Source organism: Methylorubrum populi (assembly GCA_036946625.1).
Classification (GTDB): Bacteria; Pseudomonadota; Alphaproteobacteria; order Rhizobiales; family Beijerinckiaceae; genus Methylobacterium; species Methylobacterium populi_C.
Window position 1 is genome coordinate 1,857,974 of record JAQIIU010000003.1, and the last position, 17,842, is coordinate 1,875,815.

Here is a 17,842-nt window from a genome sequence, read left to right on the forward strand (position 1 = left end):
TGGAGCGTCCTTCCATGAGCGTACAGACCGACGGCAAGACCGACGTTCTCTGGTTCCTGCCCACCCACGGCGACGGCCGCTATCTCGGCGCCTCGGAAGGCGCCCGCGACGTGTCGCTTCCGTATCTCCGCCAGATCGCGCAAGGAGCGGACGACCTCGGCTATTACGGCGTGCTGCTGCCGACCGGCCGCTCCTGCGAGGATTCCTGGGTGATCGCCTCGGCGCTCGCGCCGCTGACGCAGCGCCTGCGCTTCCTCGTCGCCGTCCGCCCCGGCCTGCAGGAGCCGTCGGCGGCCGCGCGCATGGCCGCGACGCTAGACCGGATCTCGGACGGGCGCCTCCTCATCAACGTGGTGACCGGGGGCGATCCGGTGGAGCTCAAGGGCGACGGCGTGTTCCTCGACCACGACGAGCGCTACGTCGTCACCGACGAGTTCCTCCACATCTGGCGCGGGCTGATGGCCGGCGAAACGGTGAACTTCGCGGGCAAGCACCTGCGCGCCGAGAACGGCCGGGTGATCTTCCGGCCGGTGCAGGCGCCCTATCCGCCGCTGTATTTCGGCGGGTCCTCGCCCGCCGGCATCGAGGTCGCGGCCGAGCATTGCGAGGTCTACCTCACCTGGGGCGAGCCTCCGGCCGGCGTCGCCGAGAAAATTGCGAAAGCGCGCGAAGCCGCCGAGAGAAAGGGCAAAAGATTCTCCTACGGCATCCGCCTGCACGTGATCGTGCGCGAGACGGAAGGCGAGGCCTGGGACGCGGCGGAGCGGCTGATCTCGCGGCTCGACGACGCCACCATCGCCCAGGCGCAGGCGACGCTGAAGCGCCAGGATTCGGTCGGCCAGAGCCGGATGATGGCGCTGCACGGCGGCGACCGCTCGAAGCTCGTGGTCTCGCCCAACCTCTGGGCCGGCGTCGGCCTCGTGCGCGGCGGGGCGGGCACGGCGCTGGTCGGCTCGGCGACCCAGGTCGCCGACCGGATGAAGGAGTACATCGATCTCGGCATCGATCGCTTCATCCTCTCCGGCTACCCGCATCTGGAGGAGGCCTACCGCTTCGCCGAACTGGTCTTCCCCAAGCTCCCCTTGCGCGCCACCACCGGAACGGCGCCGAGCACGGCCCGCAACAACGGCCCGTTCGGCGAGGTCATCGCCAACGACATCGTGCCGACCCGCCGCGTCGGCGCCCATTGACCGGGAATGTCTCGTGATGACCGCCCGCGCTCGGATCGCTCTCGCACCAAAGCCGCCGCCGCGCCCGTGGCTGGCGCTCGCCGCGCTGATCTTCGCCAGCCTGACGCTCGCGGCGCACGCTGACGAGCGCACGGTGCGGATCGGCTACCAGAAATACGGCACGCTGGTCCTGCTCAAGGGCCGCGGCACCCTGGAGCCGCGGCTGAAGGCGCTCGGCTACCGGGTGCGATGGTCGGAGTTCCCCTCCGGCCCGCCGCTGATGGAGGCCCTGAACGCGGGCGCCGTCGATTTCGGCTCGGCGGGCGAGACCCCGCCGATCTTCGCCCAGGCCGCGAGCGACGGTCTGACTTACGTCGCCCACGAGCCGGCCGCGCCCAGGGGCGAGGCGATCCTGGTGCCGAAGTCGAGCCCGGCCCGGTCGGTGGTCGATCTGCGCGGCAGGAAGGTCGCGCTGAACAAGGGCTCGAACGTGCACTACCTGCTGGTGCGGGCGATCGAGGCGGCGGGCCTGAGCCTCGCCGACATCACCCCCGTCTACCTCGCCCCCGCGGATGCGCGGGCGGCCTTCGAGCGCGGCGCCGTCGATGCCTGGGCGATCTGGGACCCGTACTTCGCGGCGGCCGAAGCCGGCGGCAACGCCCGGGTGCTCGCCGACGGCACCGGCCTCGTGCCGAACCACCAGTTCTACCTCGCCTCGAAAAGCTTCGCCGCCGGGAACGGCCCGGCCCTCGACGCCATCGTCGCGGCGATCGCGGAGGTCGACGCCTGGGCCAGGGACGACACCGATGCGGTGGCGAAGGCGCTTTCCCCCTCCGTCGGCATCCCGGCCCCGATCCTGAGCGTGGCCCTCGAGCGCCAGACCTACGGCATCCGCCCCCTCGACGCGGCGGTGACGCGGGAGCAGCAGCGCATCGCCGACACCTTCCACGGGCTGAAGCTGGTGCCGAAGACCGTCGACATCGCCGGGGCCGTGCGCAAGCCGGGAAGCTGATCGTTTCCCGCTCCCGCCATCCTCTCTCCCCGCAAGGGGAGGAGATACGCCCATCCCGTTCGCGTCCTCCAAAAAAACGAGACGATTTGGCGAAAGGGACCGTTCGAGATGACCCGTCAGGCGAGTTTGCCCCCCATCGCCGTGATCGGGGCGGGGTTCAGCGGCACCATGGCCGCGCTCCAGCTCCTCTCCGCCCTGCCGCCGGAGCGGCCGGTGCTGCTGTGCGAGCGCCGGGGAAGCTTTGCGCGCGGGCTGGCCTACGGCACGGGCAACCCGGCCCATCTCCTCAACGTGCGCGCCGCCAACATGAGCGCCTTCCCCGACCGGCCGGCCCATTTCGAGGATTGGCTCGCCGGGGCGGGCCTGGGTGAAGAGGGCGTGGCGAAGACCCCGGCGGGCACCTTCGTGGCGCGCGGCCATTACGGCAGCTACCTCACCGAATTGCTGACCGGGGCCGTCACCGGGCCGGGGGTGCCGCGTCTGCAACTCGTCAACGACGGAATCGTCGATCTGGAGCCGCGGGCCGACGGCTTCCTGCTGCGCATGGAGGGCGGCCAGGCCCACCGGGTCGCCGGGGCCGTGCTCGCCATGGGCAACCTCGCCGCCGCCGCGCCGCGGAGCCGCCACAGCCTCGACCCCTGGGCCCCGGAGCAGTTCGGGCGCCTGCATCCGCACGCGCCGGTCCTCGTCGTCGGGACCGGCCTCACCATGCTCGACGCGGTGGCGAGCCTGCGGGCGCACGGGTTTACCGGCGCCATCATCGCCCTGTCGCGCCGCGGCCTGCTGCCGAACGCCCATGCCCCGGCGGGCCCGTGGCCGGCTCCGGACCTGGCGCCCGCCGACTTCGCCTCCCTGCCGCGGCTCCTCGCCCGTCTCCGCGGGGAGGTGGCGCGGGCGGAGGCGGCGGGCATCGGCTGGCACGGGGTGATCGATGCCCTGCGCCCACTCACCGACACGATCTGGCGCGGCCTGCCGCCGCCGGAGCAGGCCCGCTTCCTGCGCCATCTGCGCCCGTTCTGGGACGTGCACCGCCACCGCACCGCACCGCCCGCCGCGCGGACGATCGCCGACGAGATCGCCCGCGGCGCCCTGACGGTGCGGGCCGGCCGCGTCCTCGACATCGCGGACGAGGCGGCGCAGGCGGTGGTGACCCTGCGCTTCCGCGGCGCCGGGCGCAGCGAACGCCTCGCCGTTCAGGCGATGATCGACGCCACCGGCTTCGGCCATCTCGCGGAGAGCCGTGACCCGCTGCTGCGGCGTCTGCTCGAACGGGGCTTCGTGCGCCCCGGCCCGTTCGGCCTCGGCCTCGATGCGGGCGCCGACTACAGGGCGCTCGGTTCCTCGCCGGGGGAGGGCGGGGGAGCGCTCTGGATCCTCGGCCCCCTGCTGCGCGGGGTGCTGTGGGAATGCATGGCGGTGCCCGACATCCGCAACGAAGCCTCGGACCTCGCCGGTCTCGTCGCCGCCAGCCTCGACCGCGCCGCCGCGGCCTGACGCAGCCGGCACGCTGGAGCATCGTCTTTTCATACGACATCCGGTCGATGAGTTCGGCCTGTCCTGCGTCCTTGCGAGGCGAAGCCGTGGCAAACCAGGGCGCGACCTTTCCGGACCTGTCGCGCCCTGGATCGCTTCGCTGCCGCTCGCGATGACGGAGGATGGCCGAACCCGAGGCGATCAAGCGGAAACGGTATGAGTTGCCGCCGGCTGCGCGGACCCTGGCGAATGAAACCAAGGCGGGCATATGCGTGACGCTGTGCTCGCTCAGATAGCGAATTTCTATTTAGACAAGCCGGCCGCCCCCTTTCGGGACGAGGCTCTACCCCCGAGACTCATCCTTCTTCGGATTGCCCCGAGGCGGAGAGCGTCGCTCTCCGCCTCGCGTGTTCGTGAGCGGTTTTTGCCCGGCTCACTATCCGGAATCGTTCTAAAGAGCTTGATCCAAGTTTGGACCCGTTCTAATTAAGGCTCGTGACGGCGGGGTGCCGGGCCAGGAGCCAGCGGGGCCGAACCGCCGACGACGACACCGAACGACAACCGGAGAGAGACCATGGCCACCAACAGCAACGCCGCCTGCCAGAGCTGCCGCTTCTTCGACGACCACAAGACCAACGGCGCCCAGGCTTCGGGCGACCAGGGCCTGTGCCGCTTCAACCCGCCGGTGAGCCAGCCCGATCCGCAGGGCCAGGGCCTGTGGCCGGTGGTGGCGTCCAAGGATTGGTGCGGTCACTTCACCGCCGACGTCACCCCGGCCGAGTAAGAGCGCCTCACGAAACTCCCGGTCACCGGTCGCTTCCCCTGCGGACGCGTCGGCGCAGCGGGCGTTTCGCGAGAGACACTAAGCCGCGGGCCGACAGGGTTCGTTCGAAAGGGCCGGTGCCGCTGGGCACCGGCCCTTTTCGCACGTGTCCCGCAAAGGGCGGTCGATTGCGCCGAAACCGCCCCGCGGCGGTCATGATCCGGTCACCTTCCGATCCGATGGCTGCGGCGAGAGGGCAACGGTCCAGGCGGACCGGCCCCGGCTCGGCCGCCGACGGCCGGCCCGAATGGTCAGGATCGAGCGGTGCGGCACGGAATCGCCGCCGCGCCGGATGTGGGGATGATTGCATGAACTTCGGACCGATCGGTGCGCGCATGGCCTGCCTCCGCACCGCCCGCGGCGCGGGCCTCGGTGCCGCCCTCGGCGCCCTGCTGGCCGTCCCCGCCTCGGCCGCGGCGCCGCACGACCCGAGCGGCACCTGGCTGACCCAGGACGGCAAGGCCCGCATCCGCGTCGAGAAGTGCGGCCCGCAGGAGAGGAACCTGTGCGGTTACGCCGTGTGGCTGAAGACGCCGCTCAACGACGAGGGCAAGCCGCGGGTCGACTTCCGCAACCCCGATCCGAAGAAGCGCACGCGCGCCTCCCTCGGCCACCAGCTCATCCTCGGCCTCAAGCTGAACGACGAGGCCCATTACGAGGGCAAGATCTACAACGCCGAGGACGGCAAGTTCTACGACGTCACGGTCTGGTCGGACGGCCCGGAAGAACTGACCGTCAAGGGCTGCCTGATCGCCTTCCTGTGCCAGTCGCAGACCTGGACCAGGGTGAGCGACACCCAGCCCGGCCAGCTCACCGGCCCGACCAACGGCCCGAACGGCCCCCGCGCCGATGCCGAGTGGACACCGAAGGCCGCGCCGGGCGCCACCGCCAACGGTCCCGCCGCCACCGGCACCGCCGGCCCGGCGCCCGGGGCCAAGCCGGCGCCGAAGCCCGCCGCGCCCAAGGCCCCGGCCGCCCCGGCGCAGTAAGCAGTCATACATGGCCGCCGGTCGTGCCGGACGACTCGAACGAGTCTTCCGGCACCGACGCTCACGGCGCCTCACCGCGCCCTCCGCTCCAGCGTCGGCACGCGCCCGCGCGCAATCGTTCGAAGACGATCAGGCCGTCGGCGCCGCCACCCGCTGGCGCAAGCCCGCGATCACCGCCTTCAGCATCTCCGCGCTCGCCTCGTCCGAGAGGCCGCCGGGGGTGCGGGCGGCGTAGATCCGCTCGTGCACGAAGGCGAGCTTGGCGATCACCGCGGGCGTCAGCTTGAACGGGTAGAGCGGCGGCTGGCCCATGGAGCGGTTGAGCGAATTCACCGCGTAGGTCAGCGGGATCCACGCCTCGATCACCCGCTCGAAATCCGGCGTCCCGTAGGGGTCGAAATCGACGCAGGTGGATGGCGCCGCCGGCTCCGCTGCGCCGCGCAGCTTCGGCCGCAGGCGGATCTCGAAGGCGCTGCCCGTCTCCAGCGTGTCGACGATGTGCAGGTAATGGGCGAAGGTCTCGGCGAAATCCTCCCACGGGTGGGCGGTGGCGTAGGCCGAGACGAAGGATTCCTGCCAATCGGGCGGCGGCCCCTCGGCGTGGTGACGCCGGAGCGCGACGCCGTAATCGGCGCTCTCGTCGCCGAACAGGAGGCGGAAGACCGGCAGGCTCGCGTCGAAGCGCACCAGCAGGTTCCAGAAGTAGTGCCCGATCTCGTGGCGGAAGTGGCCGAGCAGGGTGCGGTAGTACTCGCCGAACAGCTTGCGGCGGCGCTCGCGCTCCACGTCGTCGGCCTCGGCGACGGACAGGGTGATGAGCCCGTCGAGATGGCCCGTCATCACCGGCGGCCCGGCGGATTCGGCGAGGAAGTCGAAGGCGAGCCCGTCGGAATACTGCGCCCGCGTCACCAGCGGCAGGTCGAGGCGCAGCAGCGAGTAGAACAGCCGGTGCTTGGCCGCCTCGATCTGGCGCCAGGGTTCGAGATTGGCCGGAACGCCCAGGTCCGGCACCACGCGGTTGTGGCGGCAGGCGACGCAGAAGGCTTCGCCGGATTCGGCCGGCACCATCCAGTTGCAGGCGCCATGGACGGCGTTGGCGCAGAGGCGGTACTTGCGGCCCGGATGGGCGTAGGCCCGGAACAGGGGGCCGCGCGCGTCCGCGCCGCAGGGCTCCAGCGCCGAGACCTCGTGCCGGTCGCAGACGTAACCGAGCCGGCGCTCGCAGCTCTCGCAGACCGTGCTCTCGAACGAGACCGGCTGGTCGCAGGCTTGGCACTGGAAGATCTGCATGGGAGGCCCCGCTCCGGCCGCTGCGGGCTCCCCACAGGAACCGGGCCGCGCCGGAACCAAGGGTCGTGAGCCGGGCGAAGTTCCCCGCCGTCGGGCACCGGGGCGACTGCACGGTTCTTGCTTTTTCGAGCGCTCCATCCCGCCGCCGGGATGTATAAGGTGCGCGACCCGCGGCAGAGCGCGCCGCACCGAACCGTCGCGAGACATCGAGAAACGACTTCCGGAGCCTCCGTGTCGATCCAAGCCGCCCTGCACCACGTCACGCATTACCGCTACGACCGGCCGATCGCGCTGGGGCCGCAGACGATCCGCCTGCGCCCGGCGCCCCATGCCCGGACGAAGGTGCCGGCCTACGCGCTGAGGGTGACGCCGGAGAACCACTTCATCAACTGGCAGCAGGATCCGGCCGGCAACTGGCTCGCCCGCCTCGTCTTCCCGGAGAAGACCGCCGAGTTCCGGGTCGAGGTCGATCTCACCGCCGATCTCGCGGTGATCAACCCGTTCGACTTCTTCGTCGAGCCCTATGCCGAGCGCCGCCCCTTCGACTACGAGGCGGACCTCAAGGTCGCGCTCGCGCCCTACCTCGTCCTCGACGACGCGCAGGGCGCGGAGATCGACGCCTTTCTGGCCGAGGTGCCCGACGAGACCCACACGGTCGACTTCCTCGTGGCGCTGAACGAGCGGGTGCGGGCGGCGGTCGCCTACGGCGTGCGCATGGAGCCCGGCGTGCAGACGCCGGCCGAGACCCTGACCCTGAAGAGCGGCTCCTGCCGGGATTCCGCGTGGCTGCTGGTGCAGGTGCTGCGCCGGCTCGGGCTGGCCGCCCGCTTCGTCTCGGGCTACCTGATCCAGCTCGTGCCCGACACCACCGCGGTCGACGGCCCGGCGGGCACCACCAGCGACTTCACCGACCTGCACGCCTGGGCCGAGGTCTACCTGCCCGGCGCCGGCTGGATCGGCTTCGACGCCACCTCCGGCCTGCTCGCCGGCGAGGGGCACATCCCGCTGGCGGCCACCGCCCACCACAACGCCGCCGCGCCGATCTCGGGGCTCGCCGAACCGGCCGAGGTCGCATTCGCCCACGACATGACGATCAGCCGCGTCGCCGAGGCGCCGCGCATCACCAAGCCGTTCTCGGACGAGATCTGGACGGCGATGGACCGGCTCGGCGAGCGCATCGACGCGGATCTGGCCGCGCAGGACGTGCGCCTGACCATGGGCGGCGAGCCGACCTTCGTCTCGGTGGACGACTTCGAATCCCCCGAATGGAACGTCGCCGCCGTGGGCCCGACCAAGCGGGGCCTGGCCGACCGGCTGGTGCGGCGCCTGCGCGACCGCTTCGCCCCCGGCGGCATGCTGCATTACGGCCAGGGCAAGTGGTATCCCGGCGAGAGCCTGCCGCGCTGGGCCTTCGCCCTGTACTGGCGCAAGGACGGCGTGCCGGCCTGGCGCAACGCCGAGCTGATCGCCGTCGAGGACGGCTCGAAGACCGCTACCATCACCGATGCCGAGCGACTGGTCGGCGCGCTCGCCGAACGGCTCGAACTCGCCCGCTTCGTCTTTCCGGCCTACGAGGACGCGGCCTACTGGAAGGCCCGCGAGAGCGAATTGCCGGCCAACGTCACGACCGCGGCGCCGCGGACCGGCAGCCCGGAGGCCGATGCCCGCTTCCAGCGCGTGTTCGGGCGCGGCCTCGACAATCCGGTCGGCTACGTGCTGCCGCTCGCCAACCTCGCGGCGGGGGAGGGGCGGGCCTGGATCTCGGAGGCCTGGGCCTTCCGCCGCGGCGGCGCTTATCTCAGCCCCGGCGACTCGCCGATGGGGTTCCGCCTGCCGCTCGGCTCGCTTCCTCACGTGCCGCCGGACTCCTACCCCTACTACCACCCGCAGGACCCGCTCGACGCCCGCGCCGGCCTGCCCGCCGATCCGGGCGCGCCGCTCCCGAAAAGATCGGACCGGGCCAACGGCGGCGGGATCGAGGGCGTGGCGGTGCGCACCGCGCTGGCGGTCGAGCCCCGCGACGGCGTGCTGTGCGTGTTCATGCCGCCCCTGGAGCGGGCCGACGAGTACCTCGACCTCGTCGGGCATCTGGAGCGCGCCGCGGAGGCCGTCGGCCAGCCGATCCATATCGAGGGCTACGAGCCGCCCTACGATCCGCGCCTCTCGGTCATCAAGGTCACGCCCGATCCCGGCGTGATCGAGGTGAACGTGCACCCCGCCGCCTCCTGGCGCGAGGCCGTCGACATCACCGCCGGCCTCTACGAGGAGGCACGCCAGACGCGGCTGTGCGCGGAAAAATTCATGATCGACGGGCGCCACACCGGCACGGGCGGGGGCAACCACGTCGTGCTCGGCGGCGCGAGCCCGGCCGACTCGCCGTTCCTGCGCCGGCCGGATCTCCTGAAGAGCCTCGTGCTGTTCTGGCAGCGGCATCCGTGCCTGTCCTACCTGTTCGCCGGCCTCTATGTCGGCCCGACGAGTCAGGCGCCGCGCATGGACGAGGCGCGCCACGACGGGCTCTACGAGCTGGAGATCGCGCTGGCCCAGGTGCCGGGTCCGGACGAGGCCAACATCCCGCACTGGCTGGTCGACCGGTTGTTTCGCAACATCCTCGCGGACGTGACCGGCAACACCCATCGGGCCGAGATCTGCATCGACAAGCTGTTCTCGCCGGACGGGCCGACGGGCCGCCTCGGCCTGCTCGAATTCCGCTCCTTCGAGATGCCGCCGGACGCGCGCATGAGCCTCGCGCAACAGGTGCTCTTGCGGGCGATCGTCGCCTGGCTCTGGCGCGAGCCGCAGACGGGGGGCTGTGTCCGCTGGGGCACGGCCCTGCACGATCGCTTCATGCTGCCGCATTTCCTCTGGGCCGACTTCCTCGGCGTGCTGGAAGACCTGCGGACCGGCGGCTACGACTTCGATCCTCTGGCCTTCGCGGCTCAAGCCGCGTTCCGCTTCCCCGTCTTCGGCCGGGTCGAGCAGGGCGGCGTCGGCCTCGAACTGCGCCAGGCGCTGGAGCCCTGGCACGTGCTGGGCGAAGAGGGGACAGCCGGGGGAACCGTGCGCTTCGTGGACGCATCCGTCGAGCGGCTTCAGGTGAAGGTCGAGGGCTACGTCCCCGGCCGGCACGTGATCGCCTGCAACGGCCGGCGCCTGCCGATGACGCCGACCGGCGCCAGCGGCGAGGCGGTCGCCGGCCTGCGCTTCAAGGCGTGGCAGCCGGCCTCCTCGCTGCACCCGACGATCCCGCCGCACGGGCCGCTGACCTTCGACATCCTCGACGCCTGGAGCGGCCGCTCGCTCGGCGGCTGCCGCTACCATGTCAGCCATCCGGGCGGGCGCAACTACGACAGCTTCCCCGTCAACGCCTACGAGGCGGAGGGGCGCCGCCTCGCCCGGTTCGAGGCGATGGGCCACACCCCCGGCCGCGTCGCGATGCCGGCCGAGGAGCGCACGGGCGACTTCCCCCTGACCCTCGACCTGCGCACGCCCGCGCCCCGATGATCGCTTCGGCCGCCCTCGCGGACGGGCCCACGCCCGACGCCTCGACCTGGGTGGCCGACGACGCGGCCACGCGCATGCGCCGCTGGACGGAAGGGTACGCGCCCCGCCCCGGCCTCGCCGACGAGCTGATGGATGCGGACGGCGCCTTGCGCGGCGGCTGGCCGCGCTTCCTCGAACGCCTCGCCCGGCTCGACGACCGCGAGGTCGCCGCCCGCTTCCTCTCCGCCGAGCGGCATATCCGCGACGCCGGCATCTCCTACCGGGTCTACGGCGACGGGCGCGAGCATCCCTGGCCGCTGGGCTCGCTGCCGCTCGTGATCGACGCCGCCGACTGGGCGGAATTGTCCGCCGGCATCGTTCAGCGCGCCGGCCTGATGGAGCGCATCGTCGCCGACCTCTACGGCGCCGGACGGCTCGTCTCGGAGGGCTTTCTGCCCGCGGGCGTGGCGGCGGGGCATCCCGAGTTCCTGCGGCCCGTCCACGGCATCGCGCCGCCCGGCGGGCGCTGGCTGCCGATCTACGCGGCGGATGTCGGCCGCGGCCCCGACGGGCGCTGGCAGGTTCTGGCCGACCGCACCCAGGCGCCCTCCGGCCTCGGCTACGCGCTGGAGAACCGGATGGTGCTCGCCCGGGCCTTCCCGGACCTGTTCGCCGACCTCCACGTCGAGCGCCTGCCGGCCTTCTTCCAGGCGTTCCGGGCCGGACTGGCCGCGTCCTGCGCCCGCAGCGACCCGCGCATCTGCCTGCTCACCTCGGGGCCCTACAGCAGCACCTATGTCGAGCAGGCCGCGCTCGCCCGCTATCTCGGCTTCCTCCTGGTCGAGGGCGACGATCTCGTGGTGCGCGACGGGCTGCTGCACGTGCGCACCATCGCCGGGCTCAAGCGCACCGACGCCGTGTGGCGGCGGATCGACGCCGACTATCTCGATCCGATGGAGCTGCGCTCCGACTCGCGCCTCGGCGTGCCCGGCATCCTCCAGGTGCTGCGCCGGGGAGGCGCCGTCGTCGGCAACATGCCGGGCTCCGGCGTGCTCGAATCGGCCGCGCTCGGCCCCTACCTGCCGGCCATCGCGCGGGCCCTCACCGGCGAGGAACTGCGCCTGACCGGCCCGCGCACGTGGTGGTGCGGCGATTCCGACGGGCTCGGTCACGCGCTGGCCAACCTCGACCATCTGACGCTGCGGCCCGCCGCGACCCCGGTGCGCGGCCCGGAGCGCGACGCGATGCTCGCCGGCCCCGTCCTCGACGCCGCCCGCGTCCGCGCCGTGGCGGCCTTGCGCGAGCGGCCGTTCGACTGGGTGGCGCAGGAGCCCGCGCCGCTCTCGACCATGCCGGCGTGGCAGGACGGGCGGCTGGTGGCCCGCCCCTTCGTGATGCGCGTCTTCGCCGCCGCCACGCCGGACGGCTGGCGGGTCTTGCCGAGCGCCTTCTGCCGCGTGGCCGAGCGCGAGGGCGCCGACCCGAGCGAGATGCGCGCCGGCATCCGCTCCGCCGACGTCTGGGTCCTGTCCGACACGCCCGTCGACACGCCGCCCCTGGTGCACGCGAGTGCCCCGCGCATCCGCCGCATCGCCGGCCACCTGCCGTCGCGGGCAGCCGACAACCTGTTCTGGTTCGGGCGCTATCTCGAGCGGGCGGAAGCCGTGACCCGCCTCGTCCAGGCCCATCTCGGCGTCTTCAGCGAGGCGGTCGCCGCCGACGCGTCGGGCGCGGAGGGCGCGCCGACGGCGCTCGCCATCCGCGCGCTGCTCAAGAGTTGGGGGTCGGTCAGCGCGGCCGACCTCGCCCCGGCGGCGCTGGCGCAGGAGGCGCTCTCCGGCAAGACCGTCCACGGCTCGGGTCTCAGCCACGTTCTGGAAGCCCGGCGCATCGCCACGTCCCTGCGCGAGCGGCTGCCGGCGGAATCCTGGCGGGCGCTCGCCGACCTGCGCGACACCCTGGTCTACAGCGAGGGCTGGGTGCCGACCGAGGCGCAGCTCTTCGGCAAGGCCGAGCGGGCGCTCGGCCACCTCGCCGCGCTCACCGGCCTGATCCACGAGAACATGGGCCACGCCGCCGGCTGGCGCTTCGCCGACATGGGCAAGCGCGTCGAGCGGGCGATCAACACCTGCAGCTTCGGCTCACGCTTCTGCGGCCCGGAGGCGAGCGCCGAGGATCTCGGCGTCATGCTCTCGCTGGCCGATTCGCAGATCGCCTACGGCGCCCGCTACCTCGTCGGCGTGAGCCGCGACGCGGTGTGCGACATGGCGGTGCTCGACCCCGACAATCCGCGCTCCGTCGCCTACCAGGTGCGGGCGATCACCGCCCATCTCGACGCCCTGCCGGCGCTCGCCGCCGACGGGCTGCCCGAGCCGCACCGCCGCCGGGCGCTGGCGCTCGCCGGCACGCTCCAGACGGCGGAGGCCGCCGCGTGCGACGGCGAGGCCCTGGAGCGCTTCGAGACGGATCTGGAGGGCCTCGCCGACGGAATCGCCGGGCGCTACTTCCCCAACGGCCCCGACGCCCTGCGGCCCGAGAAGCTCACGGGTCTCGCTTGATCTATACCCTGCGTCACCTGACGACCTACCGCTACGCCCGGACCGTCCGCTTCGCGCGCTGCAACCTGCGCCTGCGCCCCCGCGACGGCGAGGGCCAGCGGGTGCTGGAGAGCGCGCTCACCGTCGCGCCGGAGCCGACGCGCCGTCTGGAGCGGCGCGACTTCTTCGGCCTCGACACGCTGACCCTGACGCTGGACGAGCCCCACCGCGAATTCGCGGTCGAGGCCGTTTCCCGTGTCGCCGTGGAACGGCCGGCCCCGCCGCCGCCCGAGTCGGGCCCGTCCTGGGAGGCGATGCGTGCGGCGGCTCTGGCGCTGCCCACGCTCGGACCGGACGGGCCAGCGCATTTCCAGTTCCCGAGCCAGCGGGTGCCGCTCGTGCCGGCGGTGACGGACTACGCCCGAAAGAGCTTTTCACCCGGGCGCAGCGCGCTGGGCGGTGCGGTCGAGCTGATGCACCGCATCCGCGAAGACTTCCGCTTCGACGCCAAGGCCACCACCGTCTCGACGCCGCTGGCGGACGCCTTCGCGCTGCGGGCGGGCGTGTGCCAGGACTTCGCCCACGTGATGATCGCGGGCCTTCGCGGCCTCGGCCTGCCGGCGGCCTATGTCAGCGGCTACCTGCGCACCCGGCCGCCCCCCGGCCGGCCGCGCCTGCGCGGCGCGGATGCCAGCCACGCCTGGGTGGCGCTGTGGTGCGGGCCGGACGCGGGGGAAGGCGGCTGGATCGGCCTCGACCCGACCAATGCCTGCGTCGTGCGCGACGACCACATCGTGGTGGCGCGCGGCCGCGACTACGGCGACGTGGCGCCGATCGACGGGATCGTCGCCTCGGCCGGGGCGCAGAAGCTCACCGTCGAGGTCGACGTCATCCCGGACGACGAAGCGGCCTGAGGGCCGCACGTCGGTATCGATGCGAACGCGGAGGAGGTCGCGCGAAGCCGGTCACGTCGCGCCTTGGACCCGCGACGGCACCGGAGGCGTCTCCGTCCAGGCGCCGACTCCCTCCGCCGACAGGATCGTCATGCGCTGCGCCGGTCAGCCGGACACCCCCGCGCGATACAGCCGCCCGCGCTCGGTCCAGGCGACGGTGAGCAGGGCGAGCCCGCCGAGCAGGGCGTAGCCGTAGGCCACCGGCATCACCGTGCCGTCGAAGGCGCGGCCGATCAGGAAGCCGCAGAAGGCCCCCAGGATCGTGGTGTAGAAGCCGAGGAACGACGAGGCGGTGCCGGCGATCGCCCCGAGCGGCTGGAGCGCCAGCGCGTTGAAGTTCGGCAGGGCGAAGCTGATCAGGAACTGGTTGAGCGCCAGCACCGACAGGAACAGCGCCAGCGGCGGATGCCCCTGGTAGTGCAGGCCGATGCCGACCTGCACCAGCCCGACCGCGGTGAAGGCGGTGACGCCGGCATGCGAGAGCGCGCGCATCCCGAGCCAGCGCACGATCCGGGAATTGATCAGCGTCGCCGCGCCCATGGCGCCGGCCACCACGCCGAAGGCGACGGGGAACAGGCCGCCGAGATGGTAGAGCCCGGTGTCGAACACCTGCTGGGCCGAGCCGACATAGCCCATGATGCAGCCCGTCAGCAGGCCGAGCGCCGTGGCGTAGCCGATCGCCGCGCGGGTGCGCAGCACCGTGACGAGCGCCTGACCGGTCGCCCCGAGCGAGAGCGGGCGGCGGTATTCGGGGTGGAGCGTCTCGGGCATCCGCAGGGCGAACCACAGCGTGAGGATGCCGCCGAGCGCCAGCATCGACACGAACACCCAGATCCACGAGCCGATGAGCAGCATGGTCGCGCCGATCGCCGGACCGAGCATCGGCACGATCAGGAACACCATCATGATCAGCGACATCACGCTCGCCATCTCGCGGCCCGAGAAGCGGTCGCGCACGATCGCGGTGGAGAGAACCCGGCCGCCGGCCGCGCCCATGCCCTGGATGATGCGGGAGGCGAGCAGCCACTCGAAGCTCGGCGCCAGCATCGAGAGGATGCAGCCCGCGGTGTAGATGCCGAGACTGATCAGCAGGGTCGGCCGCCGCCCGAGCGCGTCCGAGACCGGCCCGTAGACGATCTGCGCCAGCCCGAAGCCGATCATGTAGACGTAGACGAGGCGTTGCAGGCTGTTGGGGTCGGCGACCGAGAACCGCTCCTGGATCAGGGGAAACGCCGGCAGCAGGTTGTCGATCGACATGGCGGTGACCGCCATCATCAGCGCGACGATGCCGACGAACTCGGCGAAGCCCGGCCCGACCCAAGGGGGTGCGCCCGGCGAGGCCTCGGAGGCTGGGCTGCCGGGGATGGGCCGAGGGGAGGGTGTCACGGTGGAGGCGCTTTCAGGGACGGCCGGGACAGGATACGGCGGGCTCCCTCCCGCCTCTGCGGGGGAGGGTGATCTCGATGCGGCGTTTACTTCTTATCCTCGCCACCGCCCATCGCCGCGCTGAGCCGCGCGTAGTTCTTCGTCACCAGCGCGATGTTGCCCTCCGAGGGCTTGGCCGGCTCGCCGGCGGCCAGCGCCTCCCTGATCTCCTTGACCGCCTCGGTCTTCTCATTGGCGGGCATCGCCTTGTCGGCCTGCACCGCCGCGAGCTGCTTCTTCAGGAGCGGCGTGGGGCCGACATAGCTCTCGGTCTCGGGGTCGATGCCGCCGAGCACGGCATCGACGGTGTCGCTGGCGTCCTGGAACTCTTCGAGGCTCGCGAAGCCGTTCTTCTTCACGATCGCCTCGGCCTGGCCCTGGGCCTGCGCCTCGGCCTTCGGATCGGGCTTGTCGGGCGCGCCGCCGGACAGCTTGGCGAGTTCGGGCTGCGCCACGAGGAGACCGTCGATCTGTCCTTGCGTCAGTGCGATCTCCTTGCCCGCCTCCGGTGCCTCGGCCTGTCGGGCGGCCGGTTTCGCGGGCTGCTGGGCCGGAGGCTTGGCCTGCGCCGGCGCGGGCGCGGCGCAAAGGGCCGGCGTACCCGCGGCGAGGGCGACGGCGAGCAGGGTGCGCGAAAGGATCGTCATGGTCGTCTTCTCTGCCTCTGGTGTCTCGTCGGCTGCGCGGAGGACGGGGCTGCCGCGTCGAGGCGGCCCTCACCCGCGCCGGGCGCTTCTCGCAGCGGGTCGCGGCGAAACCGTGATGGCACCCGCGCGGGCGGCCTGCATCGTGCGCCGGCGCATTTGCCACGCCGCAGCCGCAAAGCCGGCCTCTGCTTCCGTGCGATCCGCCGGCCCGTGAGGAGAGGGGAGCCCGTGAGGAGAGGGGAGCCCGTGAGGAGAGGGGAGCCCGTGAGCCATGAAGCCGCACGCCCGTGCCATGCGCGGCCCATCCTCGCAGCGCTGTTCGCGGTTCTCGCCACCGCCCTCGCGGTGACCGCGGCAGGAGCGCAGGACCAGGCGGACAGGGCCGAGGCCCTGGTCGCGCCCTACGTCGGGGCCGGCCTGTTCTCCGGCGTCGTCCTCGTGGCCCGGGACGGGCGGCCGGTCTTCCGCCGGGCCTACGGCCTCGCCGACCGCGAATGGGAGATCGCCAACACGCCGCAGACCCATTTCCGCATCGGCTCGCTCACCAAGGCCTTCACGGCCGCCGCCGTGCTGACCCTCGCGGAGGCCGGCCGGCTCGGGCTCGACGATTCCGTGCGCCGCTGGGTGCCCTCCGTGCCGGAGGCCTGGGAGGGGGTGAGCCTGCGCCACCTGCTCCAGCACCGCTCGGGCATCATCAACTTCACGGCCCTGCCGAACTACTACGACCAGATCGCCCGGGTCGATCACACGCCGGGGCAGATCGTGGCCCTGGCCGAGGGCGAGGCGCTGCTGTTCCCGCCCGGGACGCGGTTCGAGTACAGCAACACCAACTACGTGCTGCTCGGCATGGCGATCGAGGCGGCCTCGGGCCTGCCGTACCCGCAATACCTGCGCGAAAAGATCCTGGCGCCGCTGGGGCTGAAGGAGACCGGCTACGACGACCTCACGGTCGTGCTGCCGCGCCGCGCCGCGGGCTACCGGCGGGGGCGGGCGCAGTGGCGCAACGCCGTGCCGATGGCGGCGAGTTCCGCCTACGCGGCGGGCGCGCTCTATTCCACGGTCGACGACCTGCTGGCCTGGGACAACGCGCTGGCCGGCACCCGCCTGCTCTCCGAGGCCTCGCGGGCGGCGATGTTCGACGATCGCGGCACCGGCTACGGCCTCGGCTGGTTCGTCGCCCACGCCTTCGGCAAGCCGGGGGAGCCGGGGAGCGGCCACCGCGTCCTCGGACATGCCGGCTCCATCCCCGGCTTCCTCTCGATCAACGACGTCTATCCCGATGACGGCCTGACCGTGATCGTGCTCTCGAACACCGAGACCGCGCCCGCCCAGAAGATCGCCCGCGACCTCGCCGCGCTCCATCTCGGCCGCTACGAGGCGCCCGAGGCAATCGTTCTGGAGGACCTGATCCTCGACCGCTACCCCGGCACCTACCGGCTCGGGCCGCGCGCCTTCCTCACCGTCGCCCGCGAGGGCAGGGGGCTGACGGCGCGGGCGACCGGAGAGGCGGCCACGCCCTTCCTGCCGGAGAGCGACCGCACCTTCGTCAGCCGGGTCGCCGACATGCGCCTCACCTTCGAGACCGAGACCGACGGCACGCCGACCGGGGTGATCCTGCACCGGGACGGGCGCGACCGGACCGGTCCGCGCGTCACCGAGGACGAGGCGCGGCGCGCGCTGGCCGAGCCGCCGCGGGAGCACCGCGAGACGGCAATCGACCGCTCCGGCCTGACCGCTTTCGCCGGACGCTACGCCCTGGCGCCGGGCGTCGAGATCGCGGTCACCGTCGAGGACGGGCGCATTTTCGCGCAAGCCGCCCGGCAGTTGCGCAACGAGCTGTTCCCGGAGGGGGAGCGCGACTTCTTCCTGCGCTCGGTCGACGCGCAGGTGACCTTCCTCGCCGACGAGACCGGCCGCATCACCGGCCTGATCCTGCACCAGAACGGCTACGACACCGAGGCGCCCCGGCTGCCCGACGCGACCCCCGCCCCCTGGACCGGGGGCGGGGTCGCCACCGGACCCGAAAGGGTCTAACTGAGGA

At 72.4% G+C, this 17,842-nt stretch carries 12 protein-coding genes; 9 read left to right on the forward strand and 3 right to left on the reverse strand.

Annotated elements, in window-relative coordinates; all coding sequences use genetic code 11:
• The first annotated feature begins 14 nt into the window (after positions 1-14).
• The 5 genes from ssuD to PGN25_20180 all read left to right on the forward strand — a co-directional run bounded on the left by ssuD (position 15) and on the right by PGN25_20180 (position 5,466).
• A complete protein-coding gene (ssuD, locus tag PGN25_20160; GenBank protein MEH3119828.1) occupies positions 15-1,190 on the forward strand; it encodes an FMNH2-dependent alkanesulfonate monooxygenase in 1,176 nt (391 codons plus the stop codon).
• A 16-nt stretch (positions 1,191-1,206) separates the two neighbouring features.
• Entirely contained in the window at positions 1,207-2,181 is a 975-nt protein-coding gene (locus tag PGN25_20165) for a sulfonate ABC transporter substrate-binding protein (protein MEH3119829.1), read from the forward strand.
• A gap of 108 nt (positions 2,182-2,289) precedes the next feature.
• A complete protein-coding gene (locus PGN25_20170; protein ID MEH3119830.1) occupies positions 2,290-3,675 on the forward strand; it encodes an FAD/NAD(P)-binding protein in 1,386 nt (461 codons plus the stop codon).
• Positions 3,676-4,228: 553 nt separating this feature from the next.
• Entirely contained in the window at positions 4,229-4,438 is a 210-nt protein-coding gene (locus PGN25_20175) for a hypothetical protein (GenBank protein MEH3119831.1), read from the forward strand.
• Positions 4,439-4,785: 347 nt separating this feature from the next.
• Positions 4,786-5,466 carry a DUF2147 domain-containing protein gene (locus tag PGN25_20180; GenBank protein MEH3119832.1) on the forward strand — a complete coding sequence of 227 codons (681 nt, stop codon included), beginning with the start codon at positions 4,786-4,788 and terminating at the stop codon, positions 5,464-5,466.
• Between the two features lie 129 nt (positions 5,467-5,595).
• On the opposite strand, the gene PGN25_20185 is transcribed toward PGN25_20180, so the two are convergent.
• Positions 5,596-6,756 (reverse strand): putative zinc-binding peptidase, encoded by a 1,161-nt coding sequence (locus PGN25_20185; protein MEH3119833.1) that lies wholly within the window; start codon positions 6,754-6,756, stop codon positions 5,596-5,598.
• Between the two features lie 231 nt (positions 6,757-6,987).
• On the opposite strand from PGN25_20185, the gene PGN25_20190 reads away from it, so the two are divergent.
• Genes PGN25_20190 through PGN25_20200 form a run of 3 tightly spaced genes read left to right on the forward strand, consistent with a single transcriptional unit; the run spans position 6,988 to position 13,690 of the window.
• Complete coding sequence (locus tag PGN25_20190) at positions 6,988-10,260, forward strand: transglutaminase family protein (protein ID MEH3119834.1); 3,273 nt, start codon at positions 6,988-6,990, stop codon at positions 10,258-10,260.
• Positions 10,257-12,797, forward strand: coding sequence for a circularly permuted type 2 ATP-grasp protein (locus tag PGN25_20195; GenBank protein MEH3119835.1), 2,541 nt, complete (start codon positions 10,257-10,259; stop codon positions 12,795-12,797). The genes PGN25_20190 and PGN25_20195 overlap by 4 nt, the downstream gene beginning before the upstream one ends.
• Complete coding sequence (locus tag PGN25_20200; GenBank protein MEH3119836.1) at positions 12,794-13,690, forward strand: transglutaminase family protein; 897 nt, start codon at positions 12,794-12,796, stop codon at positions 13,688-13,690. Before PGN25_20195 ends, PGN25_20200 begins: the two co-directional genes overlap by 4 nt.
• Before the next feature lie 144 nt (positions 13,691-13,834).
• On the opposite strand, the gene PGN25_20205 is transcribed toward PGN25_20200, so the two are convergent.
• The gene (locus tag PGN25_20205) at positions 13,835-15,001 is read right to left on the reverse strand and encodes a multidrug effflux MFS transporter (GenBank protein ID MEH3119837.1); all 1,167 of its coding nucleotides are present in this window, start codon (positions 14,999-15,001) and stop codon (positions 13,835-13,837) included.
• A 200-nt stretch (positions 15,002-15,201) separates the two neighbouring features.
• Positions 15,202-15,801 carry a hypothetical protein gene (locus PGN25_20210; GenBank protein ID MEH3119838.1) on the reverse strand — a complete coding sequence of 200 codons (600 nt, stop codon included), beginning with the start codon at positions 15,799-15,801 and terminating at the stop codon, positions 15,202-15,204.
• A gap of 264 nt (positions 15,802-16,065) precedes the next feature.
• Between PGN25_20210 and PGN25_20215 the strand changes: the two genes are divergently transcribed.
• Positions 16,066-17,835, forward strand: a complete 1,770-nt coding sequence (locus PGN25_20215) for a serine hydrolase (GenBank protein ID MEH3119839.1) — start codon at positions 16,066-16,068, stop codon at positions 17,833-17,835.
• Positions 17,836-17,842 lie beyond the last annotated feature (7 nt).